General features: G+C 53.2%; 23 protein-coding genes. 8 read left to right on the plus strand and 15 right to left on the minus strand.

Annotation, left to right across the window (positions count from 1 at the left end; all coding sequences use genetic code 11):
- Positions 1-44 precede the first annotated feature (44 nt).
- The 3 genes from H2508_RS05170 to pspA form a co-directional block, all read right to left on the minus strand.
- Positions 45-584 (minus strand): PspC domain-containing protein, encoded by a 540-nt coding sequence (locus tag H2508_RS05170; protein ID WP_182169611.1) that lies wholly within the window; start codon positions 582-584, stop codon positions 45-47.
- 3 nt (positions 585-587) lie between these two features.
- The gene (gene pspB / locus H2508_RS05175) at positions 588-845 is read right to left on the minus strand and encodes an envelope stress response membrane protein PspB (protein ID WP_182169625.1); all 258 of its coding nucleotides are present in this window, start codon (positions 843-845) and stop codon (positions 588-590) included.
- A gap of 66 nt (positions 846-911) precedes the next feature.
- On the minus strand, positions 912-1,607 hold the full coding sequence (gene pspA, locus H2508_RS05180; RefSeq protein WP_182169628.1) for a phage shock protein PspA: 696 nt from the start codon (positions 1,605-1,607) through the stop codon (positions 912-914).
- Between the two features lie 243 nt (positions 1,608-1,850).
- Between pspA and pspF the strand changes: the two genes are divergently transcribed.
- The 3 genes from pspF to H2508_RS05195 all read left to right on the plus strand — a co-directional run bounded on the left by pspF (position 1,851) and on the right by H2508_RS05195 (position 5,782).
- Positions 1,851-2,861, plus strand: coding sequence for a phage shock protein operon transcriptional activator (gene pspF, locus H2508_RS05185; RefSeq protein ID WP_182169631.1), 1,011 nt, complete (start codon positions 1,851-1,853; stop codon positions 2,859-2,861).
- A 104-nt stretch (positions 2,862-2,965) separates the two neighbouring features.
- Positions 2,966-4,429 (plus strand): NAD-dependent succinate-semialdehyde dehydrogenase, encoded by a 1,464-nt coding sequence (locus H2508_RS05190; RefSeq protein ID WP_182169634.1) that lies wholly within the window; start codon positions 2,966-2,968, stop codon positions 4,427-4,429.
- Positions 4,430-4,453: 24 nt separating this feature from the next.
- Positions 4,454-5,782: an aminotransferase class III-fold pyridoxal phosphate-dependent enzyme gene (locus H2508_RS05195; RefSeq protein WP_182169637.1), complete on the plus strand. Its 1,329-nt coding sequence runs from the start codon at positions 4,454-4,456 to the stop codon at positions 5,780-5,782.
- Here the strand turns inward: H2508_RS05195 and H2508_RS05200 are convergent.
- From H2508_RS05200 to H2508_RS05210, 3 genes are read right to left on the minus strand one after another with little or no spacing between them, the layout of a single operon-like run.
- A complete protein-coding gene (locus H2508_RS05200; RefSeq protein WP_182169640.1) occupies positions 5,769-5,954 on the minus strand; it encodes a hypothetical protein in 186 nt (61 codons plus the stop codon). The genes H2508_RS05195 and H2508_RS05200 overlap by 14 nt on opposite strands.
- An 11-nt stretch (positions 5,955-5,965) precedes the next feature.
- On the minus strand, positions 5,966-7,456 hold the full coding sequence (gene glpK, locus H2508_RS05205) for a glycerol kinase GlpK (protein ID WP_182169643.1): 1,491 nt from the start codon (positions 7,454-7,456) through the stop codon (positions 5,966-5,968).
- Positions 7,457-7,459: 3 nt separating this feature from the next.
- Positions 7,460-8,887, minus strand: coding sequence for an aldehyde dehydrogenase family protein (locus H2508_RS05210; protein WP_182170836.1), 1,428 nt, complete (start codon positions 8,885-8,887; stop codon positions 7,460-7,462).
- 232 nt (positions 8,888-9,119) lie between these two features.
- On the opposite strand from H2508_RS05210, the gene H2508_RS05215 reads away from it, so the two are divergent.
- Positions 9,120-10,256: an acyl-CoA dehydrogenase family protein gene (locus H2508_RS05215; RefSeq protein WP_182169646.1), complete on the plus strand. Its 1,137-nt coding sequence runs from the start codon at positions 9,120-9,122 to the stop codon at positions 10,254-10,256.
- A gap of 30 nt (positions 10,257-10,286) precedes the next feature.
- Here H2508_RS05215 and H2508_RS05220 read toward each other — a convergent pair whose 3' ends face one another.
- Both H2508_RS05220 and H2508_RS05225 read right to left on the minus strand, forming a co-directional pair.
- Positions 10,287-11,261: an AEC family transporter gene (locus H2508_RS05220; protein ID WP_182169650.1), complete on the minus strand. Its 975-nt coding sequence runs from the start codon at positions 11,259-11,261 to the stop codon at positions 10,287-10,289.
- Positions 11,262-11,297: 36 nt separating this feature from the next.
- Positions 11,298-12,638: an aspartate aminotransferase family protein gene (locus H2508_RS05225; RefSeq protein WP_182169653.1), complete on the minus strand. Its 1,341-nt coding sequence runs from the start codon at positions 12,636-12,638 to the stop codon at positions 11,298-11,300.
- Positions 12,639-12,831: 193 nt separating this feature from the next.
- Here H2508_RS05225 and H2508_RS05230 point away from each other — a divergent pair, with 193 nt between their 5' ends.
- Both H2508_RS05230 and H2508_RS05235 read left to right on the plus strand, forming a co-directional pair.
- Positions 12,832-13,413, plus strand: a complete 582-nt coding sequence (locus tag H2508_RS05230) for a HupE/UreJ family protein (RefSeq protein ID WP_182169656.1) — start codon at positions 12,832-12,834, stop codon at positions 13,411-13,413.
- 5 nt (positions 13,414-13,418) lie between these two features.
- A complete protein-coding gene (locus H2508_RS05235) occupies positions 13,419-14,006 on the plus strand; it encodes a HupE/UreJ family protein (protein WP_182169659.1) in 588 nt (195 codons plus the stop codon).
- Here H2508_RS05235 and H2508_RS05240 read toward each other — a convergent pair.
- Positions 14,003-15,715, minus strand: a complete 1,713-nt coding sequence (locus H2508_RS05240; protein WP_182169661.1) for an FAD-dependent oxidoreductase — start codon at positions 15,713-15,715, stop codon at positions 14,003-14,005. The two genes, H2508_RS05235 and H2508_RS05240, sit on opposite strands and share 4 nt — an antisense overlap.
- Positions 15,716-15,936: 221 nt before the next feature.
- On the opposite strand from H2508_RS05240, the gene H2508_RS05245 reads away from it, so the two are divergent.
- Positions 15,937-16,419 (plus strand): c-type cytochrome, encoded by a 483-nt coding sequence (locus H2508_RS05245; protein WP_182169664.1) that lies wholly within the window; start codon positions 15,937-15,939, stop codon positions 16,417-16,419.
- 50 nt (positions 16,420-16,469) lie between these two features.
- Here H2508_RS05245 and H2508_RS05250 read toward each other — a convergent pair whose 3' ends face one another.
- The 6 genes from H2508_RS05250 to H2508_RS05275 form a co-directional block, all read right to left on the minus strand.
- A complete protein-coding gene (locus H2508_RS05250) occupies positions 16,470-17,126 on the minus strand; it encodes a cytochrome b/b6 domain-containing protein (RefSeq protein WP_182169667.1) in 657 nt (218 codons plus the stop codon).
- A 32-nt stretch (positions 17,127-17,158) separates the two neighbouring features.
- Positions 17,159-18,493, minus strand: coding sequence for an amidohydrolase (locus H2508_RS05255; RefSeq protein ID WP_182169670.1), 1,335 nt, complete (start codon positions 18,491-18,493; stop codon positions 17,159-17,161).
- A gap of 101 nt (positions 18,494-18,594) precedes the next feature.
- A complete protein-coding gene (locus H2508_RS05260) occupies positions 18,595-19,023 on the minus strand; it encodes a TIGR01244 family sulfur transferase (protein ID WP_328799316.1) in 429 nt (142 codons plus the stop codon).
- 64 nt (positions 19,024-19,087) lie between these two features.
- The gene (locus H2508_RS05265; RefSeq protein WP_182169673.1) at positions 19,088-19,762 is read right to left on the minus strand and encodes a DUF3313 family protein; all 675 of its coding nucleotides are present in this window, start codon (positions 19,760-19,762) and stop codon (positions 19,088-19,090) included.
- Positions 19,763-19,863: 101 nt separating this feature from the next.
- Entirely contained in the window at positions 19,864-20,643 is a 780-nt protein-coding gene (locus H2508_RS05270) for a sulfite exporter TauE/SafE family protein (protein ID WP_235964850.1), read from the minus strand.
- Positions 20,636-21,739 (minus strand): phosphoribosylaminoimidazolesuccinocarboxamide synthase, encoded by a 1,104-nt coding sequence (locus tag H2508_RS05275; RefSeq protein ID WP_182169676.1) that lies wholly within the window; start codon positions 21,737-21,739, stop codon positions 20,636-20,638. Before H2508_RS05275 ends, H2508_RS05270 begins: the two co-directional genes overlap by 8 nt.
- 208 nt (positions 21,740-21,947) lie before the next feature.
- Here H2508_RS05275 and H2508_RS05280 point away from each other — a divergent pair, with 208 nt between their 5' ends.
- On the plus strand, positions 21,948-22,955 hold the full coding sequence (locus tag H2508_RS05280) for a phospholipase A (RefSeq protein ID WP_182169679.1): 1,008 nt from the start codon (positions 21,948-21,950) through the stop codon (positions 22,953-22,955).
- Position 22,956: the final 1 nt, after the last annotated feature.

Consider the following 22,956-nt stretch of genomic DNA (forward strand, 5'->3'; position numbering starts at 1 on the left):
CCGAACTTGAGAACAAGTTCGGCCTTTGCAGCTGCTGCAATTTACTACAGTTTAGACAGCTCTTTGTTGAGCTCGTACTGCCGAGAAGTGACGTAAGACTCCATTGCCTCGACCCGCTGCAGGGCTGCATCAAGACGCTCGCGAGCGCGCTGCAAGCGAACACTGCCCGGCTCACTGTACTGGAATACTTTGCGTGGTCGGTAACTGTGATAACGCTCGTCATACTCCATTTCTACCTGGGGATCATCCAGCGGATTTGCGATTGCTGAACCATCATCGCCCCAGTGACTCGCCGGCCGGGGCGCCAACAATAACCAAGCACCAAGATAGGCCCAGAGAGCGAGTGTACCGGTGAATAGAAATGCAGCGACCCACAGCAGCCGCACTACCCAGTGTGCCACGTCTAAGTAATCGGCAAGTCCTGCTGCCACACCAGCCACTCGACTGCGGCGAGTATTGCGATAGAGGTTCATGCCCCAGCCGGCGCTTTTACGCAGGCGAAACTTAGCGCGGCGCGGCTGTTGACCGTAGTCGTTTGTAGCGTAGGGACCTGATCGCTGACCCTGCTGATTTCGATGAGCCATGTATTACTCCTTATACCGTGCTTCACGGCTAGTCTGTGCACGCCACTGTGGATGCTCAACATCCAAAATAGATTCCAGCGTGCCAATCCTTTCACTCAGTTTATCGACCGTCTCAAGCATCTGTTCTATCGACTCCCGGTCATCAGTGCTAAGCCCACGTGATGAACGATTCACACTGCGGTAATGCATCGTTATCCAGATCGGCGCCACGACCAACATGAACAAAATGGTGGGGACAAACATGAATTGCCAAAATTCCATTCGCTTCTTCCTTAGGCTGCCTGGGCTTTAAGCCGGCGGCCAGCATCTTTAGTTAGCGCAAGTCACTTAGGCTTTTTCCGAAGCCGCTTTGCCAGCTTGCCCGCTCAGCTCATTTTTCAGACGCTGTAATTCATCGCTGATGCGCTCATCTTCCTGTAAGGCATCAATTTCGGCAGCTAGATCCGGCGGTACATCCCGCCCTATATCCATCGACTCCAACTGGCTCTCCAGTGTATCCATTCTGCGTTCAAAGTGCTCAAAGCGAGAAAATGCTTTATCAAGTGCATCTCGCTGCATTTGGCGCTTCACCTTGATCCGCGATTCCACTGTCTGACTGCGCATGATCAAAGCCTGTTGCTTCGCTTTGGCATCATCCAGTTTATGCTGTAACTGCGCCACCTCATCGCCAAGGTGGACAATGTGCTCATCCAGAGCTTTGAGCTCAACATCCACTAGACTCAGCTCTTCTTCGATGACGTGCTTCTCTTGCAGTGCAGCGCGAGCTAAATCCTCGCGGCCCTTGGCGAGAGCTAAACGGGCTTTTTGCTCCCAGCTGTCGACTTCCAGCTGTAGCTGCTCAGAGCGACGTAGAGCGGCCTTTCGGTCGGCCAACACACGCGCTGAAGAACTGCGCACTTCCACCAGCGTATCTTCCATTTCCTGAATAATCAGGCGGATCATCTTTTGCGGGTCTTCAGCGGAATCCAGCATGGAATTAATGTTTGAGTTAATGATGTCACTCATTCGGGAAAAAATACCCATTGTGTTTCTCCTTGGTCGGGCCCGATGTCGCTCAGCAGCCATTCAACTGTTGAGCAGCACAGTGCATTTGCGAACTGTCACTAGGACCTAGCTGTTACAGAAATCGTGCCAAGTTTTAATTATTCTTATAATTCAACAACTTAATGGAATTTATCGAAAGAGACTAAAGCTTAAAGCTTGATTTTAGGCTTTCTTAACCTAATAGTAGGCAAAATAAACCACAGGAAGGTTAATATAACCTATATGCCTACACCAGCGAGTATTATCGGCAACTCTGCCGCCCTAGCTTTAGCCCTAGAGCATGTTTCTCTGCTCGCGCCCATCAACCGACCGGTCTTGGTGCTTGGCGAGCGCGGTACGGGCAAGGAACTGATTGCCCAGCGCCTGCACTTTCTCTCGCCACGCTGGGACCAAGCGCTGATTAAGGTTAACTGTGCTGCGATGGCAGAAACACTACTAGAATCGGAGTTATTCGGTCATGAACCCGGGGCCTTTACCGGCGCCACCCGCGTACAAAAAGGCCGCTTTGAGCGCGCTGACGGTGGCAGTTTATTTCTCGATGAACTGGGCAGCATGTCACTGCGCCTGCAGGAGAAGCTGCTGCGACTCGTAGAGTACGGTGAATTCGAACGCCTCGGTGGTCAAGAGACACTGCGGGTGGATGTACGTGTCATCGCCGCAACCAACGCCGATCTGCCAAACCTCGCTCAAGAGGGTAAATTTCGCGCCGATTTATTAGATCGCCTCAGCTTTGATGTCGTCCATTTACCATCCCTGCAACAACGCCCTGAAGATATCCCACAACTGGCGGAACACTTTGCTATGCAAATGTGCTCGGAACTGGGTTGGCAATGGTTTCCCGGCTTTTCTCGCGAAGCCATGCAAGCCCTGCAAAGCTATTCATGGCCGGGCAATATTCGTGAGCTTAAAAATGCGGTGGAGCGCTCCCTCCACCGCTGGGGCGACCCCGAGTCAGAGCTGGCAGAGGTGGTCATAGACCCCTTTGTATCGCCCTACTCAAAAACAGTGAAAAAACCAGAGAGCACTGAACAAGCAGCGCTAGAGGACAGCAGTGAGCCGACCATGGATTTTGCCAGTAAAATCGCGACGATAGAAAAGCAACTGCTGCAGCAAGCCTTGAATGAGCACGGACATAATCAACGACAAACCGCAGAAGCTCTGGGACTGAGTTATGACCAACTGCGCGGCCTCGTGCGCAAATACCAACTCGGCGGTAGCCGCCGCAAGCCTTAGTACTAAGCTCCTGCAGGAGAGGAAAGCTAGCCCCACAACCCTCCTCAGTCTATGCTAGGTTTAATAGCCAGCCCCTAGCACCTTAAAAAAACAAAGGATCTCGCATGAAGCTGCCATTGACCGACCCCAGTCTATTGAAGACCCGCGCCTACATCGATGGTAAATGGCTCGACGCTAATAATGGCGCCACCTTTAGCGTCAGCAACCCCGTAAACGGTGAAGAGATCGCCAAGGTCGCTAAAGTCGGCGCCGCCGAAACAGCTCAGGCCATTGCCGCCGCCGAGCGAGCGATGCTTGAGTGGCAAGCCCGCCCTGCCAAATCCCGCGCGCAGATCCTGCGTCGCTGGTTTGACCTAATGATGGACAATCAAGAAGACCTAGCCATTATCATGACCGCAGAGCAAGGCAAGGTCCTGCAAGAGTCCCGCGGCGAAGTCGCCTACGGCGCAGCCTTTATGGAGTGGTTTGGCGAACAAGCCAAGCGCATTGACGGCGATGTGATTGCGGCGCCCTCCAGCGACAAACGTATCGTGTGTATCAAGCAAGCTGTTGGCGTGGTCGCTGCCATTACCCCCTGGAACTTCCCCAATGCGATGATCGCTCGCAAGGCTGCTCCCGCCCTTGCTGCGGGTTGCAGCATCGTCATCAAACCGGCCAGCGAAACGCCGCTATCGGCCTTCGCTATGGCCGAGCTAGCCGAGCGCGCGGGCGTGCCAGCAGGCGTGATTAATGTAGTAGCCGGTAGCGCAGCTGAGATCGGCGGCGAAATGACCAGCAACCCCACTGTACGCAAACTGACTTTCACCGGTTCTACGCCGGTAGGCAAAATGTTACAAGCTCAATGTGCCGAAACCATGAAAAAAACCTCCATGGAGCTCGGCGGCAACGCACCTTTCATCGTCTTTGAAGATGCGGACTTAGATGCTGCCGTTGAAGGCGCACTAATCTCAAAATACCGCAATAGCGGACAGACATGTGTTTGCTCTAATCGCCTATTCGTACAGGACTCAATCTACCAGAGCTTTGTCGAAAAGCTGGTTAAAGCCACCGCTAAACTAAAAGTCGGAGACGGTCTCACAGAAGGCATTAACATCGGCCCACTAGTCAATAGCAAAGCAGTCGCCGATGTCGACGCTTTGGTTCAGGCTTCTGTTTCCGCCGGAGCGAAAGTGGCCCTAGGTGGTGGAGTACATGAACTTGGCGGCTGTTTTTACCAGCCCACCATCCTGACTGAAGTGACGCCAGAGATGGCGGTATTTCGCAATGAAATTTTTGGCCCGGTGGCCCCAGTGCTGCGTTTCTCAGACGAAGCAGAGGTCATTGCCATGGCTAACGATACCAAGTTTGGCTTGGCCTCGTATTTTTATACCCGCGATATAGGCCGCGTGTGGCGTGTTGCCGAAGCCTTGGAGTTTGGCATTGTCGGCATCAACGAAGGCATTATTTCAAATGAAATGGCGCCATTTGGTGGCATCAAGGAATCCGGTAGTGGCCGCGAAGGTTCCAAGTACGGCATTGACGAATATGTTGAAATTAAATACATACTGATGGGCGGCCTTGAGCGCTAGCTCAGCATCCCGCTGGAGAGCCTTATGTCAGATCTAAATCTTGAGCACTGGTGGCAGCCCTTTACCAATGTGCGGGCATTCCGTGAGCAACCGCGCATCTTCAGTCGCGCCGCGGGCAGCTTTTTATACCGTGACGATGGCCAGGACGTACTGGATATAACCGCCGGTCTGTGGTGCTGTAACCTTGGTCACGGGCGCCGTGAAATTGCCGATGCGGTGCAACAGCAACTGATGGAGCTCGATTATGCACCGCCCTTCCAATTTGGCACAGCGCCGGCTTTTCGCTTTGCCGAGCGCTTGGTCAAACACTGCCCCGATGGTATCGGCCGGGTGTTCTTTACCAACTCAGGTTCTGAAGCGGTCGACACTGCTTTAAAAATTGCCTACTCCTATCAACACGCCCGAGGCAAAGCTGAGAAGCGCCGCTTTATTTCTCGTCAACAGGGCTATCACGGGGTCAACGTGGGCGGCACTTCGCTACAGGGCCTGCCCAACAATCGCCAGGGTTTCCCAGTCTTAGCGGAGGTCGATTTTCTACCCGGGCTATTAGATATCGAGCGCAATGCCTTTAGCCGCGGCTGCCCCAAATTCGGCACCCAAGAGATGCTTAAAAGCTTTGAAGAAATTGTCGCAGTTCGCGGCGCAGACAAAATCTGCGCGGTGATTATCGAACCTATCTCAGGGGCTGGGGGTATGCTGCCGCCGCCTATCGACTACCTCAAAACAATCCGTGAGCTCTGTGATAAACACGATATTCTGTTAATTTTTGACGAAGTCATTACCGGCTTCGGCCGTACCGGCTCAGCCTTTGCAGCTAATGAGTTTGGCGTCACCCCCGACATGATCACCGCAGCGAAGGCCATCAATGGTGGCACTGTACCGATGGGTGCCGTCTTGCTAAAAGACAGCATTCAGCAGGTTATTTTCGATCATGCCTCCACTAGCGCCCCGGAGTTTTTCCACGGCAATACCTACGCCGGCTCACCGGTAGCTGCGGCGGCAGGTCTGGCGGCCTTGGATATCTATGAGTCTGAACAACTATTCACTTGCGGCAGTGGCGCCAAAGGACAGTACTGGGCCGATACTCTGCATGCCATGTCCGACCTGCCGCAGGTCATTGATATTCGAAACTACGGTTTACTTGGGGCGGTGAGTTTTGATCACGCTGAACTCCCCGAGAAAACACTGGGACCAAAGATCCACCAGCGCTGTCTAGATAACGGGCTGTTGTGCCGCGCAGTGGGTGACCACATGGTTATGTCGCCACCGCTATCGATCACTGAGCAAGAAATTGATCTTTTTGCCGAGCGCTTCCGCCGCAGCGTGAAGCAAGTACTAGCTACAGGGCCTTAACCTTTTCCACACCGCAACGGGCACAGCGATAACGGGTCACTAATCGGCCCTGCTTCACATCAAACTGCTTGGCCTTATCAACTAACCATTTGTGGTGATTGTGGCGGCACAGGACTTTGCCTTTGTGCTTTTCTTGGGCGCTCGGTTTTTTAAAAGGAACAACCTTGCTCATTGCAGCTCCGCCTAGAGAATCAGGGCACGATCCAAAGCACGCTGCCAACTGCTGACTCGCTGACGCCGCTGCTGGGGTTTCATCTTGACCCGAAACTCCGCATCAGACTGCCAAATTTTGCGGATGTCAGCCGGCTTCTGCCACAAACCCACACCAAGGCCAGCCAGATAACAGGCACCGGCCACGGTGGTTTCAACAACCTGTGGGCGAATCAGTTTGCGGCCCAAAACATCAGCCTGAATCTGCATCAACAAATCGTTAGCCGATGCCCCGCCATCCACCCGCAGGGGTTTCATACGCTTGCCGAGGTCTCGCTCCATCGCTAACAAGATGTCAGCGTTTTGCAAAGCCATGGCATCCAGTGTTGCCCGTGCGATATGTGCCCGACCGCTGCCTCGGGTCAGGCCGCAGATTACCCCTCTGGCCTCAGGGGCCCAGTGCGGGGCACCCAATCCCGTCAGCGCAGGGACAAACTCAACACCACCGTGGTCATCCACCTGTCGCGCCAGTGTTTCCACCTCGGCCGAGCGACGAATAATCTGCAACTCATCGCGCAGCCACTGCACTGCCGCCCCGCAGACAAAGGCACCACCCTCCAGGGCATAAACTGGCTTTTTGGAACCGAGCTGCCAAGCCACTGTGGTGAGAAGCCCCGAGTGAGAGTCCAAGGGCTCTGTGCCAGTATTCATTAGGATGAAAGAGCCAGTACCAAAAGTACATTTGGCATCGCCTGGGGTAAAACAAGCCTGACCAAATAGTGCAGCCTGCTGATCGCCTGCAACACCGGCAATCGGAATGCCATCAGGTAAACCCTTGATCCCTTGGGTGGTGGCTAATACGCCACTCGAGGGCACGATTTCCGGCAAAATATCTCTGGGAACATCAAACAGCTCTAACAGCTCATTATCCCAATCCAAAGTGGCGAGATTCATTAACGAGGTGCGCGAAGCGTTGGATACATCACTGACGTGGCGCTGACCGCCGCTGAGCTGCCAAATAAGGTAACTGTCGACTGTACCGCCGGCTACCCTACCCGCATTTAAGGCTGTCTTGATGCCTTTGGTATTGCGCAGTAACCAGCGAAATTTACTGGCGGAAAAATAAGGGTCAAGCACAAGCCCAGACTTGCGCTTAACCATTTTTTCATGACCGTCGGACTTGAGTTTTTCGCAGAACTCAGTGGTCCGTCGGCACTGCCAAACAATGGCCTTATTTAAGGCCTCGCCACTACGGCGATCCCAGAGCAGCGTGGTTTCACGCTGGTTGGTGATGCCAATCGCAGCGATATCTGTAGGCTTACATAGTCCCTTGCGCAAGATGCTAGCGATACCTTTTTTTACCGACTTCCAGATATCAGCTGCCTCATGCTCTACCCAGCCAGGTTGCGGGTAGTGCTGCGGGAACTCGTTATTAACGCTAGCGCATAAACGGCCCTGATCATCCATCAGGGCAACGGTGCTACCCGTAGTACCCTGATCAATTGCGAGGACATAACTAGCCATAACTTAGAGGCCGTAGCCTTCTACTGCTTTGATTTCAAGGAAGTCATTAAAGCCATGATGACCCCACTCGCGACCATTGCCCGACTGCTTAAAGCCACCAAAAGGTACATCGTAGCCACCCTTTGCGCCATTGATATGAATATTACCTGCGCGAATACGCGAAGCGACTTCACGGGCGTGCTCGATGTTTTCGCTCTGCACATAGCCGGCCAAGCCATAGGGTGTGTCATTGGCGATGCGAATAGCCTCTTCTTCCGTCGTATAAGGAATCATGACTAATACTGGGCCAAAAATTTCTTCGCGGGCTATGGTCATCTCGTTATTAGCCTGCGAGAACACCGTGGGGCGTACAAAGTAGCCTTTTTCCAAGCCCTCTGGACGACCGGGACCGCCAACAACCAACTTGGCACCCTCTGCAATACCTTTTTCAATCAGGCCCTGAATCTTATTGAACTGCACTTCAGAGACCACTGGCCCCATGGTGGTGTTTTCGTCTTGGGGGTCACCAGTTACAACATTGGCCGTCACTGCCTTAGCAATTTCTTCGGCTTGCTCGAGCTTATCGGCTGGTACGAGCATGCGCGAGGGCGCATTACAGGACTGTCCAGAGTTGTTGTACATGTGCATCACACCACGGGTAACCGCCTCTTCTAAATTGGCATCAGAAAGAATGATGTTAGGCGACTTACCGCCAAGCTCTTGCGTTACACGCTTAACAGTAGGCGCTGCATTTTGCGCAACTAGGCTGCCAGCGCGAGTAGAGCCGGTGAAGGACATCATATCGACGTCAGGGTGCTTACTGAGCGCGGTGCCGACACCGGGGCCGTCGCCGTTTATCATATTGAATACACCGGCGGGCACTCCGGCTTCATCCATGATTTGGCTCCAAATATAACCGGATAGCGGCGCCACCTCACTGGGCTTTAATATCATGGTGCAGCCAACCGCTAAGGCGGGCGCCACCTTGCAGCCAATTTGGTTCACTGGCCAGTTCCAAGGGGTAATCAGTCCACAGACGCCGATCGGTTCTTTAAACACTCGGTGTTCTCCGAGATCTTCTTCGAACTCAAAAGTGCGCAAAACTTTAAGCGCCTCTTGCAGATGTCCAAGTCCCGCGTGAGCTTGGGCAGTCACTGCCAGCGTTTTAGGTGCGCCCATTTCTTCGCTGATAGCAGCGGCGATGTCGTTGTAGCGCTTTTCATAGGCCGCAACGCAGGACTCCAGCAATTCAATCCGCTCAGCAACAGAGCTGCGCCCATAGCTCTCAAAGGCTTTGCGAGCAGCAGCGACGGCTTTATCTACATCCGCTTCGCTACCAATACTAATCGTGGCACAAACAGTTTCAGTGGCAGGGTTAATCACCTCGAGACTGCGCGGACTAATCGGATCAACCCATTTGCCATCAATATAAAACTGAGTGTAATTACGCATCATTATTCTCCGTGTATGCTATGTAAAAGGGCACAGTGTAGCACCCAGAAAGTCTGTGACTACTATTTACAAAGATAATCAGCCCTAAACTAAAGCGTGGGCTAGCCTAATGGACCCTATTAGAACAAGACTAGCAGTGGCAACTAAAAAAAATCACTCGTTGAATATGACGGCGAGCTTGAGCACACTTTTGTCAGGTAAATGATAACTAGCCCCAAGTGGAGATCAGCCAATGGATAATGAAGAATTGAGTTTATTTCGCGATATGGCCCGTCGAGCCTTCGAGCAAGAGATCGCAGCACATTTTGAGCAGTGGGAAGAACAACACCTTGTACCCCGGACGCTGTGGAACACTTTGGGAGCTGCGGGCCTGCTCTGCCCCGATGTAGACGAAGAATATGGCGGCGCTGGAACTACTGCTCGGGTCACCCTCGCGTTGATCGAAGAACTTTCGCGCATGGGCTTTGGCGGCATAGCCTCAGGTTTTGGCATCCACTCCAACATCGTCGCCCCCTATATCAAACGCCACGGCACTGAGCAGCAGAAACAACAGTGGCTGGGCAAGATGGTAAGCGGTGAAGTGGTCGGCGCACTGGCTATGACTGAGCCAGGAGCAGGTTCCGACGTTCAAGCCATACGCAGCTCGGCGCGGCGCGATGGTGACGAGTGGGTATTGAATGGCTCCAAAATATTCATTACCAATGGTATTCACGCCGACCTCGTTATTGTCGCCGCAATAACCGATCCCGGCAAAGGCGCCAAGGGCACTTCATTATTTTTAGTAGACACCAGCCTGCCCGGTTTTGAGAGGGGTAAGAAGATCGAAAAAATTGGCCAGCACAGCTCCGATACCGCAGAGTTATTTTTCCAGGATGTAAGACTGCCAGCCGATGCCTTATTGGGCGAAGAGAATCGCGGCTTTGTCATCATGATGGAAGAATTGCCCCGCGAACGCCTAGGTATCGCAGCCCAAGCGATCGCCTCTGCAGAAGGCGCTATGGCGCTAACTGTCGACTATGTCATGGAGCGCAAAGCTTTCGGCCAAGCGATAGCGAGCTTCCAAAACACCCGCTTCAAGCTGGCTGATGTGCGCACCGAAATCGCTCTTAACCGAGCGCTCTACGAGCAGTGTGCTGCTGAGTACACCAGGGGCGAATTAAGCGCAGATAAAGCGGCGATGCTAAAACTTGCTTCCTGTGAAATGCAGTGCAAAACAATTGATGAATGCCTGCAGCTCTTCGGCGGCTACGGCTACACCACCGAGTATCCAATCTCTCGCTTTTATACCGATGCTCGCATTCAGCGCATCTACGGCGGCACATCTGAAATCATGCGTGAGCTAGTCGCACGCTCAATACTCGGCCGCTAAAAAAGCTCAGCCCGAGGCGGCGGCAGCGGGCTAAGACGAAACCCCTTGGACATCGCCCACGAGTCCGAGGTAGACCAAGACGCTAAAGCCAAGGGTAACTGTGATGCTAGATAGCAGTGTACTTAGCACGATGACATTAGCCGCTGATGTAGCATTACCCTTGGCCGCCACTACCATCACAAAACTGGCAGCTGCCACTGGCGCACTGAGCAACAAAAAGATTACCCCTAGGGCCTGCCCTTCCACAGCTAAAAGTAGTGCCACCGCAAGTCCTAGCGCCGGCGCTACACAGAGCCGCCAAGCCGTTGCCTCCCAAGCCAAGCGACCGAGACGATGCAGGGTGTTGAGCTGTATTGAAGCACCAATAGCAACAAGTGTCATAGGCAAGAAATAGGTCGACAACCAGCCTGCCGTATCGCCCACCAAAGCGGGCAGGGGCAGTTTTAACAAAGCGACAAAAACCCCTAAAAGAATGCCAATTAACAGCGGGTTTCGCGCCATACCAATCAGTATCCGGCCAATGGAGTGATTGGCCTCATGTGTTAAGGACAGCACCCACACAGCCAAAATATTGTACAGCGCGGTCATCACTGCAACTGGCAGTGCAGCTAGAGCCACACCACTATCACCGTAGGCGGCGTGACAGAGCGCGATACCGACAATGGCCAAATTGGATCGGAAAGCCGCCTGCACGAAGACACCTGCGTCTTGGCGAGGAAAGCGTCGCAAATAGGCATACAGAGCACTGCAAGACAGCGTTGTTAAGGTGGCTAACACACCAGCCAAGAGATAGCTGGCGCCAAATACCTTGCTGTAATCTACTGTCGCTGCACTACTGAATAATAGAATGGGGATGCCGACGGTAAAGGCAAAACCTGAGAAGCGGTCGATATAGCGCTGCCCGAGTAATCCGACACGGCGCAGCAACACACCCAGCAGTACCCAAGCAAAGGTGGGACCACTGACCGACAATGAAGTAAAGATGAGTGCTAGCGGCTCAGACATTGCCAACACAAAATATTAATAAAACGACGCAAGCGATTATGCCAACTCCTGCAGCGTATCAGTCAGGGCTGATAGCAGGCTATCAATCTCCGCTTGCTCAACGATAAAAGGCAAGCCTATTTGCAGCGTGTCGCCGCCATAGCGCAGATAAAAACCCTTTTCCCACATGCGCATGGCCACTTCAAAGGGGCGCAGAGCTGGCTCGCCGGGATAGGGCTGTAATTGCAGAGCCCCAGCGAATCCAAAATTGCGAATATCCGTCACATAAGGCGCCGTGTGTAACTCGTGCAAAGCCTGCTCAAAGTACGGCGCCAGTTGTGCCACCCGCTGCGGCAATTGCTCCTGCTCCAAAATACTTAAGTTGGCAAGCGCCGCCGCGCAGGCCACTGGGTGGGCCGAATAAGTGTAGCCATGCGGAAACTCCAACATATAGTCCGCTCCGCCCTGAGCCATAAAAGTCTGATAAATATCTGACTTGGCAATCACCGCGCCCATGGGTATCGCGCCATTGGTGAGCTGCTTGGCTACATTCATGATATCGGGCACCACGCCAAAAGCCTCGGCGCCGCTCATGGCGCCACAGCGGCCAAAAGCAGTAATCACTTCATCGAAGATCAGTAAAATATCCTGTGCATCGCAGATCTCACGCAAGCGCTGCAAATAGCCCACAGGGGGCGGAATCACCCCTGCTGAGCCCGCCATCGGCTCGACAATTACCGCAGCGATGTTAGAGGCATCGTGCAGTGCAATGAGCTCTAACAAGTCATCGGCTAGATCAGCGCCCTTCACAGGCATCCCTTTAGAGAAAGCATTCTCGGCCAATAAAGTGTGGGCTAAATGCTCCACCTCGAGGCCTTGACCAAAGAGCTTGCGATTAGCAGCGATACCGCCGACCGCCATGCCACCAAAATTAACCCCGTGATAGCCCTTACTGCGCCCTATTAATTTGGTCTTAGTCGGCTGCCCCTTTAGTCGCCAGTACGCTCGGGCCATTTTTAATGCGGTATCGGCACACTCAGAACCGGAGTTAGTAAAAAACACATAATCTAAACCCTCTGGCGTCAGGGCTTTGATTTTATTCGCCAACTCGAAAGCACTTGGATGACCAAACTGAAAAGCCGGGGCATAATCCAAAGTCTGCAATTGCTGCGTCACGGCAGCAGTGATCTCTGGGCGGTTATGACCCGCACCGCTGCACCATAGCCCCGACAAGCCATCAAAAACTCGGCGCCCGCGATCATCAATAAAGTAACAGCCATCGGCAGCTACAATCATCCGCGGATCCCGCTTAAACTGGCGATTGCCCGTGTAAGGCATCCAGTGAGCGTCCAAGAACTCTTGGCTATAGCGCTGGGACTGCTGGGGCATATGGCTCATATCTAGACTCACAAAATCGAAAAGCTCAAAGCATTCTAGAGTACAGCCGCAATTTCACCAATCAATCCCTGCCCAATACTCCGCGATACTCAGCCATCCAAGTGGCCGTCCTGTTGCCAAGCTGGTGAATTGGCTATGATTCGCCCTTGCTAATTTTTATCACCATGCCAATCAATCCTGAAGGGAAGCTATCATGCTGATCAGAATACTAAGCTGTATGGCACTATTACTCTGCGCCGCTCCACTATCTGCCCATGAGGCAGCTGATATCGCCGGCGGCTTTAGCAGTGGCTTTATGCACCCTATTCTTGGCTGGGACCATGTTGCCGCGATGGTGGCCGTCGGGCTCTGGGGGGCTATATTGAAAAATCCGGCACTCTGGATACTGCCTATTACCTTCCCTCTGGTCATGGCTGTCGGCGGAGCTCTGGGCCTTGCTGGGATACCTTTAGCGGGCGTTGAAGTTGGCATTGCAGCATCTGCACTGGTACTGGGTGTAGCTGTATTAACAGCCCTGCGCCCTGCCCTTTGGCTCGCGGCGATTGTAGTCGGCTGCTTTGCCATTTTCCACGGTCACGCGCACGGTAGCGAACTGCCTCAGGCGGCTAACCCTTTGGCCTATAGCTTGGGCTTTGTCATTGCCACTGGTCTACTGCACCTAGCCGGCATAGCCTTTGGTCTGCTGACTAAATGGCAGCTTGGCCAGGCCCTCGTGAGAGCCGGTGGCGCCATCATCGCCATTGCCGGCGCTTGGTTTTTAATCCAAGCCTGGTAGTGAGCATGCGCAGCTTTCTGCTACTTGTCGGCCTCAGTTTGCCCCAGATCGCTTGGTCTCACAGCCCAATAGCTGGTATCGGCCAATTCTACGGCGGCCTGCTGCACCCTCTGATGGTGCCGGCACATGCCTTGGCGCTCACAGTTTTTGCCCTACTAATAGGTCAAAGTGGCATCCGGGCCATGCGCCTAGGCTATCCGCCTTTCATGCTGTGCTTGGCTGTCGGACTGGTACTAGCAGGTTTTGACATCAGCTTAGGGCTTAACAGTGAGCAAGGCTTATTAGTCATTGCTTTGTTGTGCGCCGCATTAGTGGCCTTGCAGTGGCGACCGCCACTGAGCCTGTTTGCTGTGCTGGGCACAGGCCTAGGAGTGCTTATTGGCGCTGACTCTGGGGTACAGGGACTGTCGAGACAAGAAACTTTCGCAGCTTTGCTTGGCTGCTGGCTAGGCGCGACAATCGCGCTAATTGTGGTGGCCGGTGTGGTAGAGCTGCTTCAGAGACCTTGGCAGCGTATTGGGGTCAGGGTGATCGGCTCATGGGGGGTCGCCAGCTCAGTACTAGTACTGGCGCTGACGACCCTGAGAACTTAATCCTGGTACTGGTTAATGGACTTCGCCGCTTGATAAGCAAAGGTCATCGCGGGCCCCAGTGTTGAACCCGGTCCGGGGTAACATGGCAGGGTCGGTGCACTGCAGTTGCCAATCGCATATAGGCCCTCAATTACTGAGCCATCTTCGTGCATCACTTGAGCATCAGCAGTGATTACCATGCCACCTTGGGTGCCAAAATCACCCGGATCTACACGGATAGCGTAGTAAGGCGGCTTGTTGATAGACGCCAAACAGGGGTTTGGTTCAAAGCGCGGGTCACCGTAGTAGCGATCATAAGCTGAGTCGCCACGCTGGTAGTCTGTATCCACACCGGTGCGGGCAAACTCATTCATTTTGTCGACGGTGTTTTGCAGGCCAACAGGGTCCACATTAATCTTCTGCGCCAGCTCAGCTACGGTGTCAGCTTTAGCAAAGAAACCCTCGGACTCGTAGCGCCCTGGCAACAGCCAGTCTGGGCGGAATTTGCTGTTATACAGCGGCCCAACGAAATAGCGTGCCCGGAAGCTGGCATCAAATATCTGCCAGGAAGGGTTACAGGGATACTCATCGCTGTGCTTGCGGAAAGTTTCTTGCTGGAAAGCCATGTAGTTCTGGGATTCATTACCAAAACGCTCACCGGCTGGGTTGACCACCGCTGAGCCCGGATAGGATTTTTCCATGATGCTTAAGCGAGGAATCTCTTCGCCTGGCACAGACAAAGTATTACACCACCAGGCCTCGTCCAGGCGGTGCATCTTGGCCCCTAAGCGCATCCCTTCTAGGATGGCATCACCGGTATTATCCAGCGAGCCCGCGCTCCAGCGATGGTCTGTGGGCTTGGGCAGATACTTCTCGCGCATCTCTTGGTTGTGCTCAAAACCACCGGCTGCCAATATCACAGCCTTGCGCGCCTGAATGCGCAAGGGCTGGCCATTTCGAGTGACTTCTACACCCACGACTTTGCCATCTTCATCGACAAGCTTGGTCATTGGGGTGTTAAGCCACAGCGGAATATCGCGATCCTGCATCGAGGCCCTTAAGCGAGCGACACCGGCACAACCGGTGGCTAGACGGCGGTGATACTTGTCTTTGAGGCGCCAAGGGATGTCCAGCAAGTAATCGAAGACCAGTTTGGCGGCAGTCTTCCACCAACCGGGCTGCTGCCCTATCAGCAGGGCTGCCTCCACTTGGGTGATACCGATTAGACCACCTAGGTGCATCATAGGGTGAGTCCGACGCAGTCGTCGCCACTCTTCACCCAGCTTATCAGCGGCAAAAACCTCGGGCTCCATAGAGCGGTGACCAACACGGGCCCCTTCGAGGTTAGTGTAATAATCAGGATAGTGTTCCAAAGATACATAGCGCACTTGGGTGCGCTCATGTAGGAAGTCGACCATTTTCGGCCCGTTCTCAAGAAAGGCCTGCAATTGATATTCGGGGACTTCTTCTTCAGTAATCAACTGACGGAGATACTTATGCGCATCTTCAATAGAGTCCTGCGCGCCCTCCGCCTTGGCATAGCGGTTGCAGGGTATCCACACGCCGCCTCCAGAAATAGAGCTGGTGCCGCCGTATAAATCGGACTTTTCAATCACCAAGACATCGCGCGTGCCCATCTCATAGTTGCACAGCGCGGCTGTTAGCCCGCCATTTCCGGAACCGACTACTACCACATCGAAACTATAATCCCACTGTTGCGCTGTGCTCATGTAACACCTCTACTAGATTAATAAGGCCATGGTATCCTAGTCGCTGCCCTTTTCCGCGGGCTTGAGGCCGCGAAAGAGGCTTAGGTTTAATAAATTGTCCGCTATTGACACCTAAGTCCAACAGTTGCCACTTAAATTGGCAATATATCGCTCTTGCCTTAGATCGACAGCACTAGCTAAGATGCGCAGTTAATTACTTAGCAGCAACAAAGGAATCCGATATGCGCTCATTCATTCGCCGCACGCTGGTCGCCTCAGCGACCATCGCCAGCATCGCCCTGACTCCTGTGGCACTTTCTCACCTCGACGACAAAGAGCCAATGCAGTCCTACCGGCAGTCTTTCTTCACCTTAGTAGCGCTTAACTTTGGCCCTATCGGCGCCATGGTTAAAGGGGACATGCCCTGGGACGACACCAAGATGAAGGCTTACGCTCAGGATTTCGCAGCACTGACAGAGCTGGATTTATTGCGCGGTTTCGCACCGGGCACAGACAAGGGCACCACACGTGCTAAGCCGGAAATCTGGGAAAACAGCGAAGATTTTGCTAAAAAGTTTGCCGACTTACAGGCCGCGGCTCAGAACTTAAACGAAGTCGTCAACAGTGGCGCTGAGCGCAAAGCGATTGCTCAAGCGGTGGGCGCTGCAGGACAAAGCTGCAAAGCTTGCCACGACGATTACAAAGCGAAAAATTATCTCTACTAAGCCCAAGCTCAAAGCACTGCCAGCGGCCCTAGCCCTGGCAGTGCGCTAAATCACCAGTAGCTAACGGGCGCTGGCACCAAGGCCAATAGCCCCCACAGAGCTGCAGCCACCAGCAAAGCAATCACTATCGCCCACCACCCTGGGCGCGTCGGCTCAAGACCCTCCCTAGCTCGCGCAGAACCGCGCAGCATAGCCTGGATTAAAGGCTGCTTATGTCGCCATTGATGGTAGAACACCGCCAGAATATGCACTGCGATCATGACCAGCAATACATCAAATGCGATTACGTGTACTTGTCCCATGCGGTCCTGCCATTCACTGCTGGCAAGGTGATACAAGGGCCCATCAAACAAGATATCGTCGCTATTGAATAAGCCGCTGACAATTTGCAAAAAAAGCATAGCCAGCAACAGCATTACCGACCAGCCACCGAGAGGATTGTGCCCTGCGCCGGGCCCCACCTGCCCTTTGAGATAGGCAAGCACCGTCCTGGGGCCGCGCAGAAAGGAACTGAAACGGGAGGCATGACTGCCAACAAAACCCCAGAGCACACGAGTTAGCAATAACACCAGGAGGGTGTAAGCCAAGCGTTCGTGCCAATCCATGTGGCCTTCTTTAGCTGTCCACCAAGACAGCGCAATGATGACAACGAGGGACCAATGAAACAGGCGTGTGGGCCAATCCCAAAGCTTATAGGCGCTCACCATAAAAAGTCTCCGCTAGGCTGGCACAACAAAAATCAAGGCGCTTGTAGTAACTCAAGCAAGGCGGTGACAGTAGCTTCTACACCAGTAGTCACAGCAGGCTCTGGACTGATTTTAAACAGCGGCGAGTGATGCGAAGGGACTGCCGGGCCGCCAGCTTGTTCCCGCTCAAAGTCAGCTTTTGGTGTACCCCCTACGCTAAAGTAGGTGCTGGGGATATAGGGCTCGGTGGTAAAGAAGGGAAAGTCTTCAGCGCCCATACCCTTACGCCGCTCCGGTGAGGCCAGCGCCTCCGCACCCAGCTTTTCTATCCAGGTTTTGCGCAGGCGCTGAGTCAAGGGGACATCGTTAACAGTCGGTGGCACCCACTCTTGTGACACAATCACTTCCGGTAATTTGTCTTCTGGCAAACCCGCTACCCGCCCCATATTTTCAGCTACTCGTTTAATGCCATCGAGCAGTAGCTGACGGGTCTCTAAATCGTCATTGCGCACGGTGAGCTGTAAATGGGCTCGATCGGAAATAATATTGTGCTTAGTGCCAGCATGAAATGAGCCGACAGTAATCACACCGGCATAGCGCGGGGCCTTTTCACGACTAATGATGTTCTGCAAAGCCACCACGATTTGGCTGCCAAGCAACACCGGATCAACGCCACGATGTGGACTCGCCCCATGGGCGCCAACTCCATGAACAATAATATCCACCGTGTCAGCACCCGAGTAGGGAGACTCATCAGTGACTGCGATTTTGCCAGCCTCTAGATCGGAACTGACATGAAAAGCTAGGGCGTAATCAGGCTGACCAAAACGCTGCCATAGATTATCCTCCATCATCATTTTGGCCCCGAACACCCGCTCCTCAGCGGGCTGACCGATCAGCATCAGGGTCCCGGACCACTGATCTTTGCGCTCGGCCATCGCGCGAGCCGTACCGACTAAACTGGTGATATGCACATCGTGACCACAGGCGTGCATCACAAAGACTTCATTGCCATCTTCATCAATCTGTTTGGCTCGCGAGGCATTTTCCAGTCCCGACTTCTCCTCCACTGGCAGACCGTCCATATCGGCACGCATCATCACCAATGGCCCGGGACCATTTTCCATCATGGCAACTACCCCAGTACCACCAACGCCCTCAGTCACCTCAAAGCCAGCATCGCGCAACTCTTTGGCTAAACGCGCCGCGGTTTTGATCTCCATGCCAGACAATTCAGGGTTCCGGTGGAAGTAATCAAACAGTGGTGCAAGATGCGATTGATAATCGGCCGCTACGGCATCACTCAAGTTTGCTGCCTGCAATGTTGGCAAGGCGATGGCGCAGCCAAAAGCGGCAGCAGCGATAGTCTTAAGTGGCTTGAGCATCATATCAATTTCCTTCTTTTCCTATAGCGCTTTGCGCCACAGAACTGAGGACGCAAAACAAAACACGTATTTTTCAGACTAACAAGCTAGGGACAAAGCAGCAATTAACCTGGCGCTTGTAACAGTCGCTCTGCTAGAGAGAGGTCATAACCAAGCTGTTGCGCCCGATCTCTAGCTGCTGCACGCTCCTCCTCAGGGCGTGACACCACCCACAAATTGGCACAGCGTGTACCGCTGCGGCAGAAAGACAGCACCCGCCCGCCTTGATCAAAGATAGCGGCTAACTCTTCTAGGGCAATGCCGGGGAAGTTCATTCCGTTAACGGGTACATAGCGGTATTCAAGACCCTGCTCTGCCGCTGCCGCGGCAATCGCTTCACTACTGGGCTGTCCGGGCGACTCCCCATCTGGGCGATTGTTCAAAATAAGTTTGTAGCCAGCCGCCGCGATTGCAGGTACATCTTCCGGGGTGATTTGTGCCGATGTGCCCACTTGGGGAGACAGCTCAACAATCTTCATCATATATTTTCTCACTCACCGCTTCCTAGCGGCTCAAATAATTGGCTTGAGGGCTAAAGCACTTGCCATAGCCACTGACTCATTGGCTCCGCGCTTCATCGAGTGCAGCCCGTAGACGCAATGCCCAAGAGCGCAACATACGGTTTGCTTCGGCGGAATTAGTCACACTGTTAGTCCACTGCAAGCGATGATGATCCACTGCCCTTTTGCGGTCGACCACCCGTCCAAGTACCTCATTGCTGGTAGCATCGACAAGATCTAGCGATAGAGTCATTTCGCCTGCGCTTGTGGTGTAGGTCGTTTGGCGCGTTGAGCTGCGCAGATCAGGGGCATTGATATCGAGATCAATGATCGATGGGCGCAACACCAGCACGGCCTCTCCCTGACTAAAATCATCGACGAGATGGTAAGCTGGGTCGCTCAACAAAGCTTTGCGGAAGTGCTGCTCGCAAGCTGCACTTAGATGCTCTTTAATCTGGTCAACATGCTTCTGAGTCACGCGATTGCTCAGATCTAAGCGACTTCGATTCTGGTCCCGTAGCCAATTATTGCGAAAGGATACTGAGCAAGGCGCCAGACCGATGGCACGGTAAGCGCTGATATCAACATCAGGCTTGCGATACATAGCATCGAAAGACTTGCTCGGTACCGAGTGCAAGCCATCGTGGGTGATCACTGGTGAGCTCGCCACACAAGCGCCCAAAACGAGCGTTGCAAGCAAGGTAAGTGCTGGCATAAAGGTGTTGAGGGACATAGGTATTTCCTTTAAGTGGATCTAGCAAAAGAAGCCCAAACTATAGCCTAATTGAGCGTACTTTGTTGACTGGAGCTAGGCCCGAAAACGCGGCTTAGTGCCTAGGAAGCGCCCAAGTAGACTTCAGCAGCGCCCTGCCAAAGCAAACGACAGCCTACTAGTGCAAGAAAAAAACTAATTATTCCGTAGTAGAGCTTTGGCTCTGTTCGCTCAACTAAGAATCTTCCTAGCCAAACCCCGATTGGCGCAAAGGGTGCCAAGATCAAAGAGTAGAGCAAGTTTTCACTGCTAAACTGTCCCAGCAATGAATAAGGGATCAGCTTGATCGCATTGACCACAGCAAAAAACACACCTGCGGTACCGGCAAACATTAAAGGCGTCAGCCCTCGAGGCAAGAGGTAAACCGTCAGCGGTGGCCCGCCGGCGTGGATACTAAAACTGGTAAAGCCCGCCAAAGCACCAAAAAAACTACCTTTAGCGAGCGAGTGCGGCTGCGCGCTCTGGCTCGACTGAGTCACAAGATAGTGTGCACCAAAAATCACTGCGACCAGGCCGATCAAGATCCGCATATAAGCGACACTCATGGCCTCGGCACTGAAGTAGCCCAGACTAACGCCAAGTACTGCAGCGGGCAGTAATATGCGCAGCGCACGCGCATCGAATAAGCCCCAGTAGGACCTCACCACCAGCACATCCATAAGCACTAAAATTGGCAGTAAAATGGCAGCAGCCTGAGTCGGCGACATGACCAAGGCCATCAGTGGTACCGAAACCATGGCGATGGCGCCACCAAAACCACCTTTGGCAATGCCAAAGAGCACTACCGCCGGGATACTGACAAGATAAAAAAGTGCTTCGCTGAGCAAGTTAAGGCTAATCAATTAGGCCAAAATCATTGGCCAGCACATCAATAATCTCGGCCCGGGGATTATCAGAGATTGTCAAGCTTGAAGCGGTGATGCGCTCAGCAATACTCACATAGGTATTAGACACTGCCATCAAAACCTCTGCCGGCAATGCATTGTTAGCCGCCAGCGCTTGACGCTCTGCCATGCGATCTTTGTTCAGCAGCACATCGGGGTCAGGGAAATGCTGTAATAGCATCTGGCGGAAGCCCTCTTTAGAGTTCTCCACAATCTCGCCACGGCGATAAGCCTCACCATCCCAGATCCGCGATGAATCGGGTGTCCCGACCTCATCCATATAAATCAACTTTTGCTCGCCCTGCGCATCCCTCACATAGCCAAACTCAAACTTGGTATCGACAAATATCTGATCGAGTTTTGCCAGCTCATTACTAATGACCTCAAAACCCTGCTTGAGCAGTACTTCGTAATGATCGACATCTGCCGCAGTGTTGAAGTTAAAGGCTTGGTAATTCGCTTCAATATCAGCGCGGGTGATATTCACGTCATCCACGGCTGGAACACCGGGAATGCCTTCTAAAATGCCTTTAGTGGACGGCGTAATTAAGAGCTCAGGAAGTTTCTGATCACGCTGTAAAGCATCGGGCAAAGCAATCCCACAAAAATCGCGCTCGCCCTTGGCATAGGCCCGCCACATAGAACCGGTTATGTACTGCCTGGCGATTGCCTCAATCATCACAGGCTTAGCTTTCTGCACAATCCATACCAGCGGGTGGGGTATTTCAAGAATATGACTGTCAGCTAGCCCATGCTCTTTGAACAGAGCGAACCAGTGGTTGGAAATCGCGTTGAGCGCGGCGCCTTTACCGGGCACGCCGTTCATCCCGCCTTCCCCATGCCATATACAATCAAAAGCCGATATACGATCGGAAATCACCATAATAGCCAGTGGCGCATCAGCTGCCACATCATAGCCACGCTCGGCAATTAGCCGCGCGCTGTCAGCGGCAGTCAACCAGTAAACTGAGCGTACTTTACCGCTGTGGACTGGGGCATCACTGCGTATTGGAAGATCATCATTTACTGCTAGAACTCTGTTGGCAAGACTCATAGAGGGGCTATCCAAGGTTTTGGTTCATTAAAACAGGAGCCACATGTTCGGGGACCGGCCCTTGCCACTGGCTAGAAAGCTGCGAAGTTTAGCAAAATCTCCGCCCTGGAACACTCTTAAGGAGGCAATCTAAGCAGCTCAGATTGTTCGGCAGCCCCGCTTTCCTCTATCATTGTGCCGCCCATTCTCCCTGATAATGACATAGACAATGATCCTGAGAAGATTTCAGCTAACTTTGATTGTGGCTATAGCTCTGCTTAGCACTCACAGCAGCGCAGCCACAAACCTAGCCGACTGTGCCCTGATCGATGACAATGATCAGCGCCTCGCCTGCTACGATGAACTAGCCAGGCCCCAAGCTCCAAGCTCATCTGCCAGCTCCGAACCGGCACTAGAGGAGCAAGAAGTGCAAAACAACAAAGCTCGAGCGCGACAGAAGCTGTTGGCAGGTGAGCGCTTACGTCAAGAGGTGGCTAGTGGTTTCGACCCTTTTATCCTGACGCCACATCGGCGCAACTATCTACTGCCCATTACCTACAACAACAATGTTAACCGCCCGCCCTGGGACAAGCAGTATCCTGAGGACGACATGAAGCATGTCGAGGCCAAATTTCAGTTCAGCGTGAAGGCGCTGATCTGGAATGATATTTTGTGGCGCGGTACCAGTTTGTGGGGTGGCTATACTCAGTCTAACTGGTGGCAGGTCTACAATGAGTCCTCGCCCTTCAGAGAAATCAACTATCAACCAGAGCTCTTTATTAACTTTAAGAATAACTGGGAAATTGGCGGCTATACCAACACCTTACTCAGATTGGGCTTTGTCCATCAATCTAATGGTCAGGGCGGTGAGCTGTCGCGGAGCTGGAACCGCATCATGGGCAGCGCCACTTTCGAGCGTGAACGCATGACGCTCAATGCACGCGCCTGGTACCGAATCCCCGAGAGCGATGATGACAACGAGGATATCTTGAAATACTACGGCTACGGAGACCTCAGCGGGGTGTGGAAATATCGCCAGCACGAGTTCTCTGTCATGTTGCGTAACAATCTGCGCAGCGACAACAAAGGAGCTATTGAACTGGAGTGGACCTTCCCCTTGAGCCCTCGCTTTAAAGGCTATATACAGTACTTTAACGGTTACGGTGAAAGCCTGATCGACCACGATCTAAAAACCAATCGCATCGGCTTCGGAATATCGCTGACCGATCTGCTTTAAA

Source organism: Sediminihaliea albiluteola, from assembly GCF_014077625.1.
Lineage (GTDB): Bacteria > Pseudomonadota > Gammaproteobacteria > Pseudomonadales > Halieaceae > Sediminihaliea > Sediminihaliea albiluteola.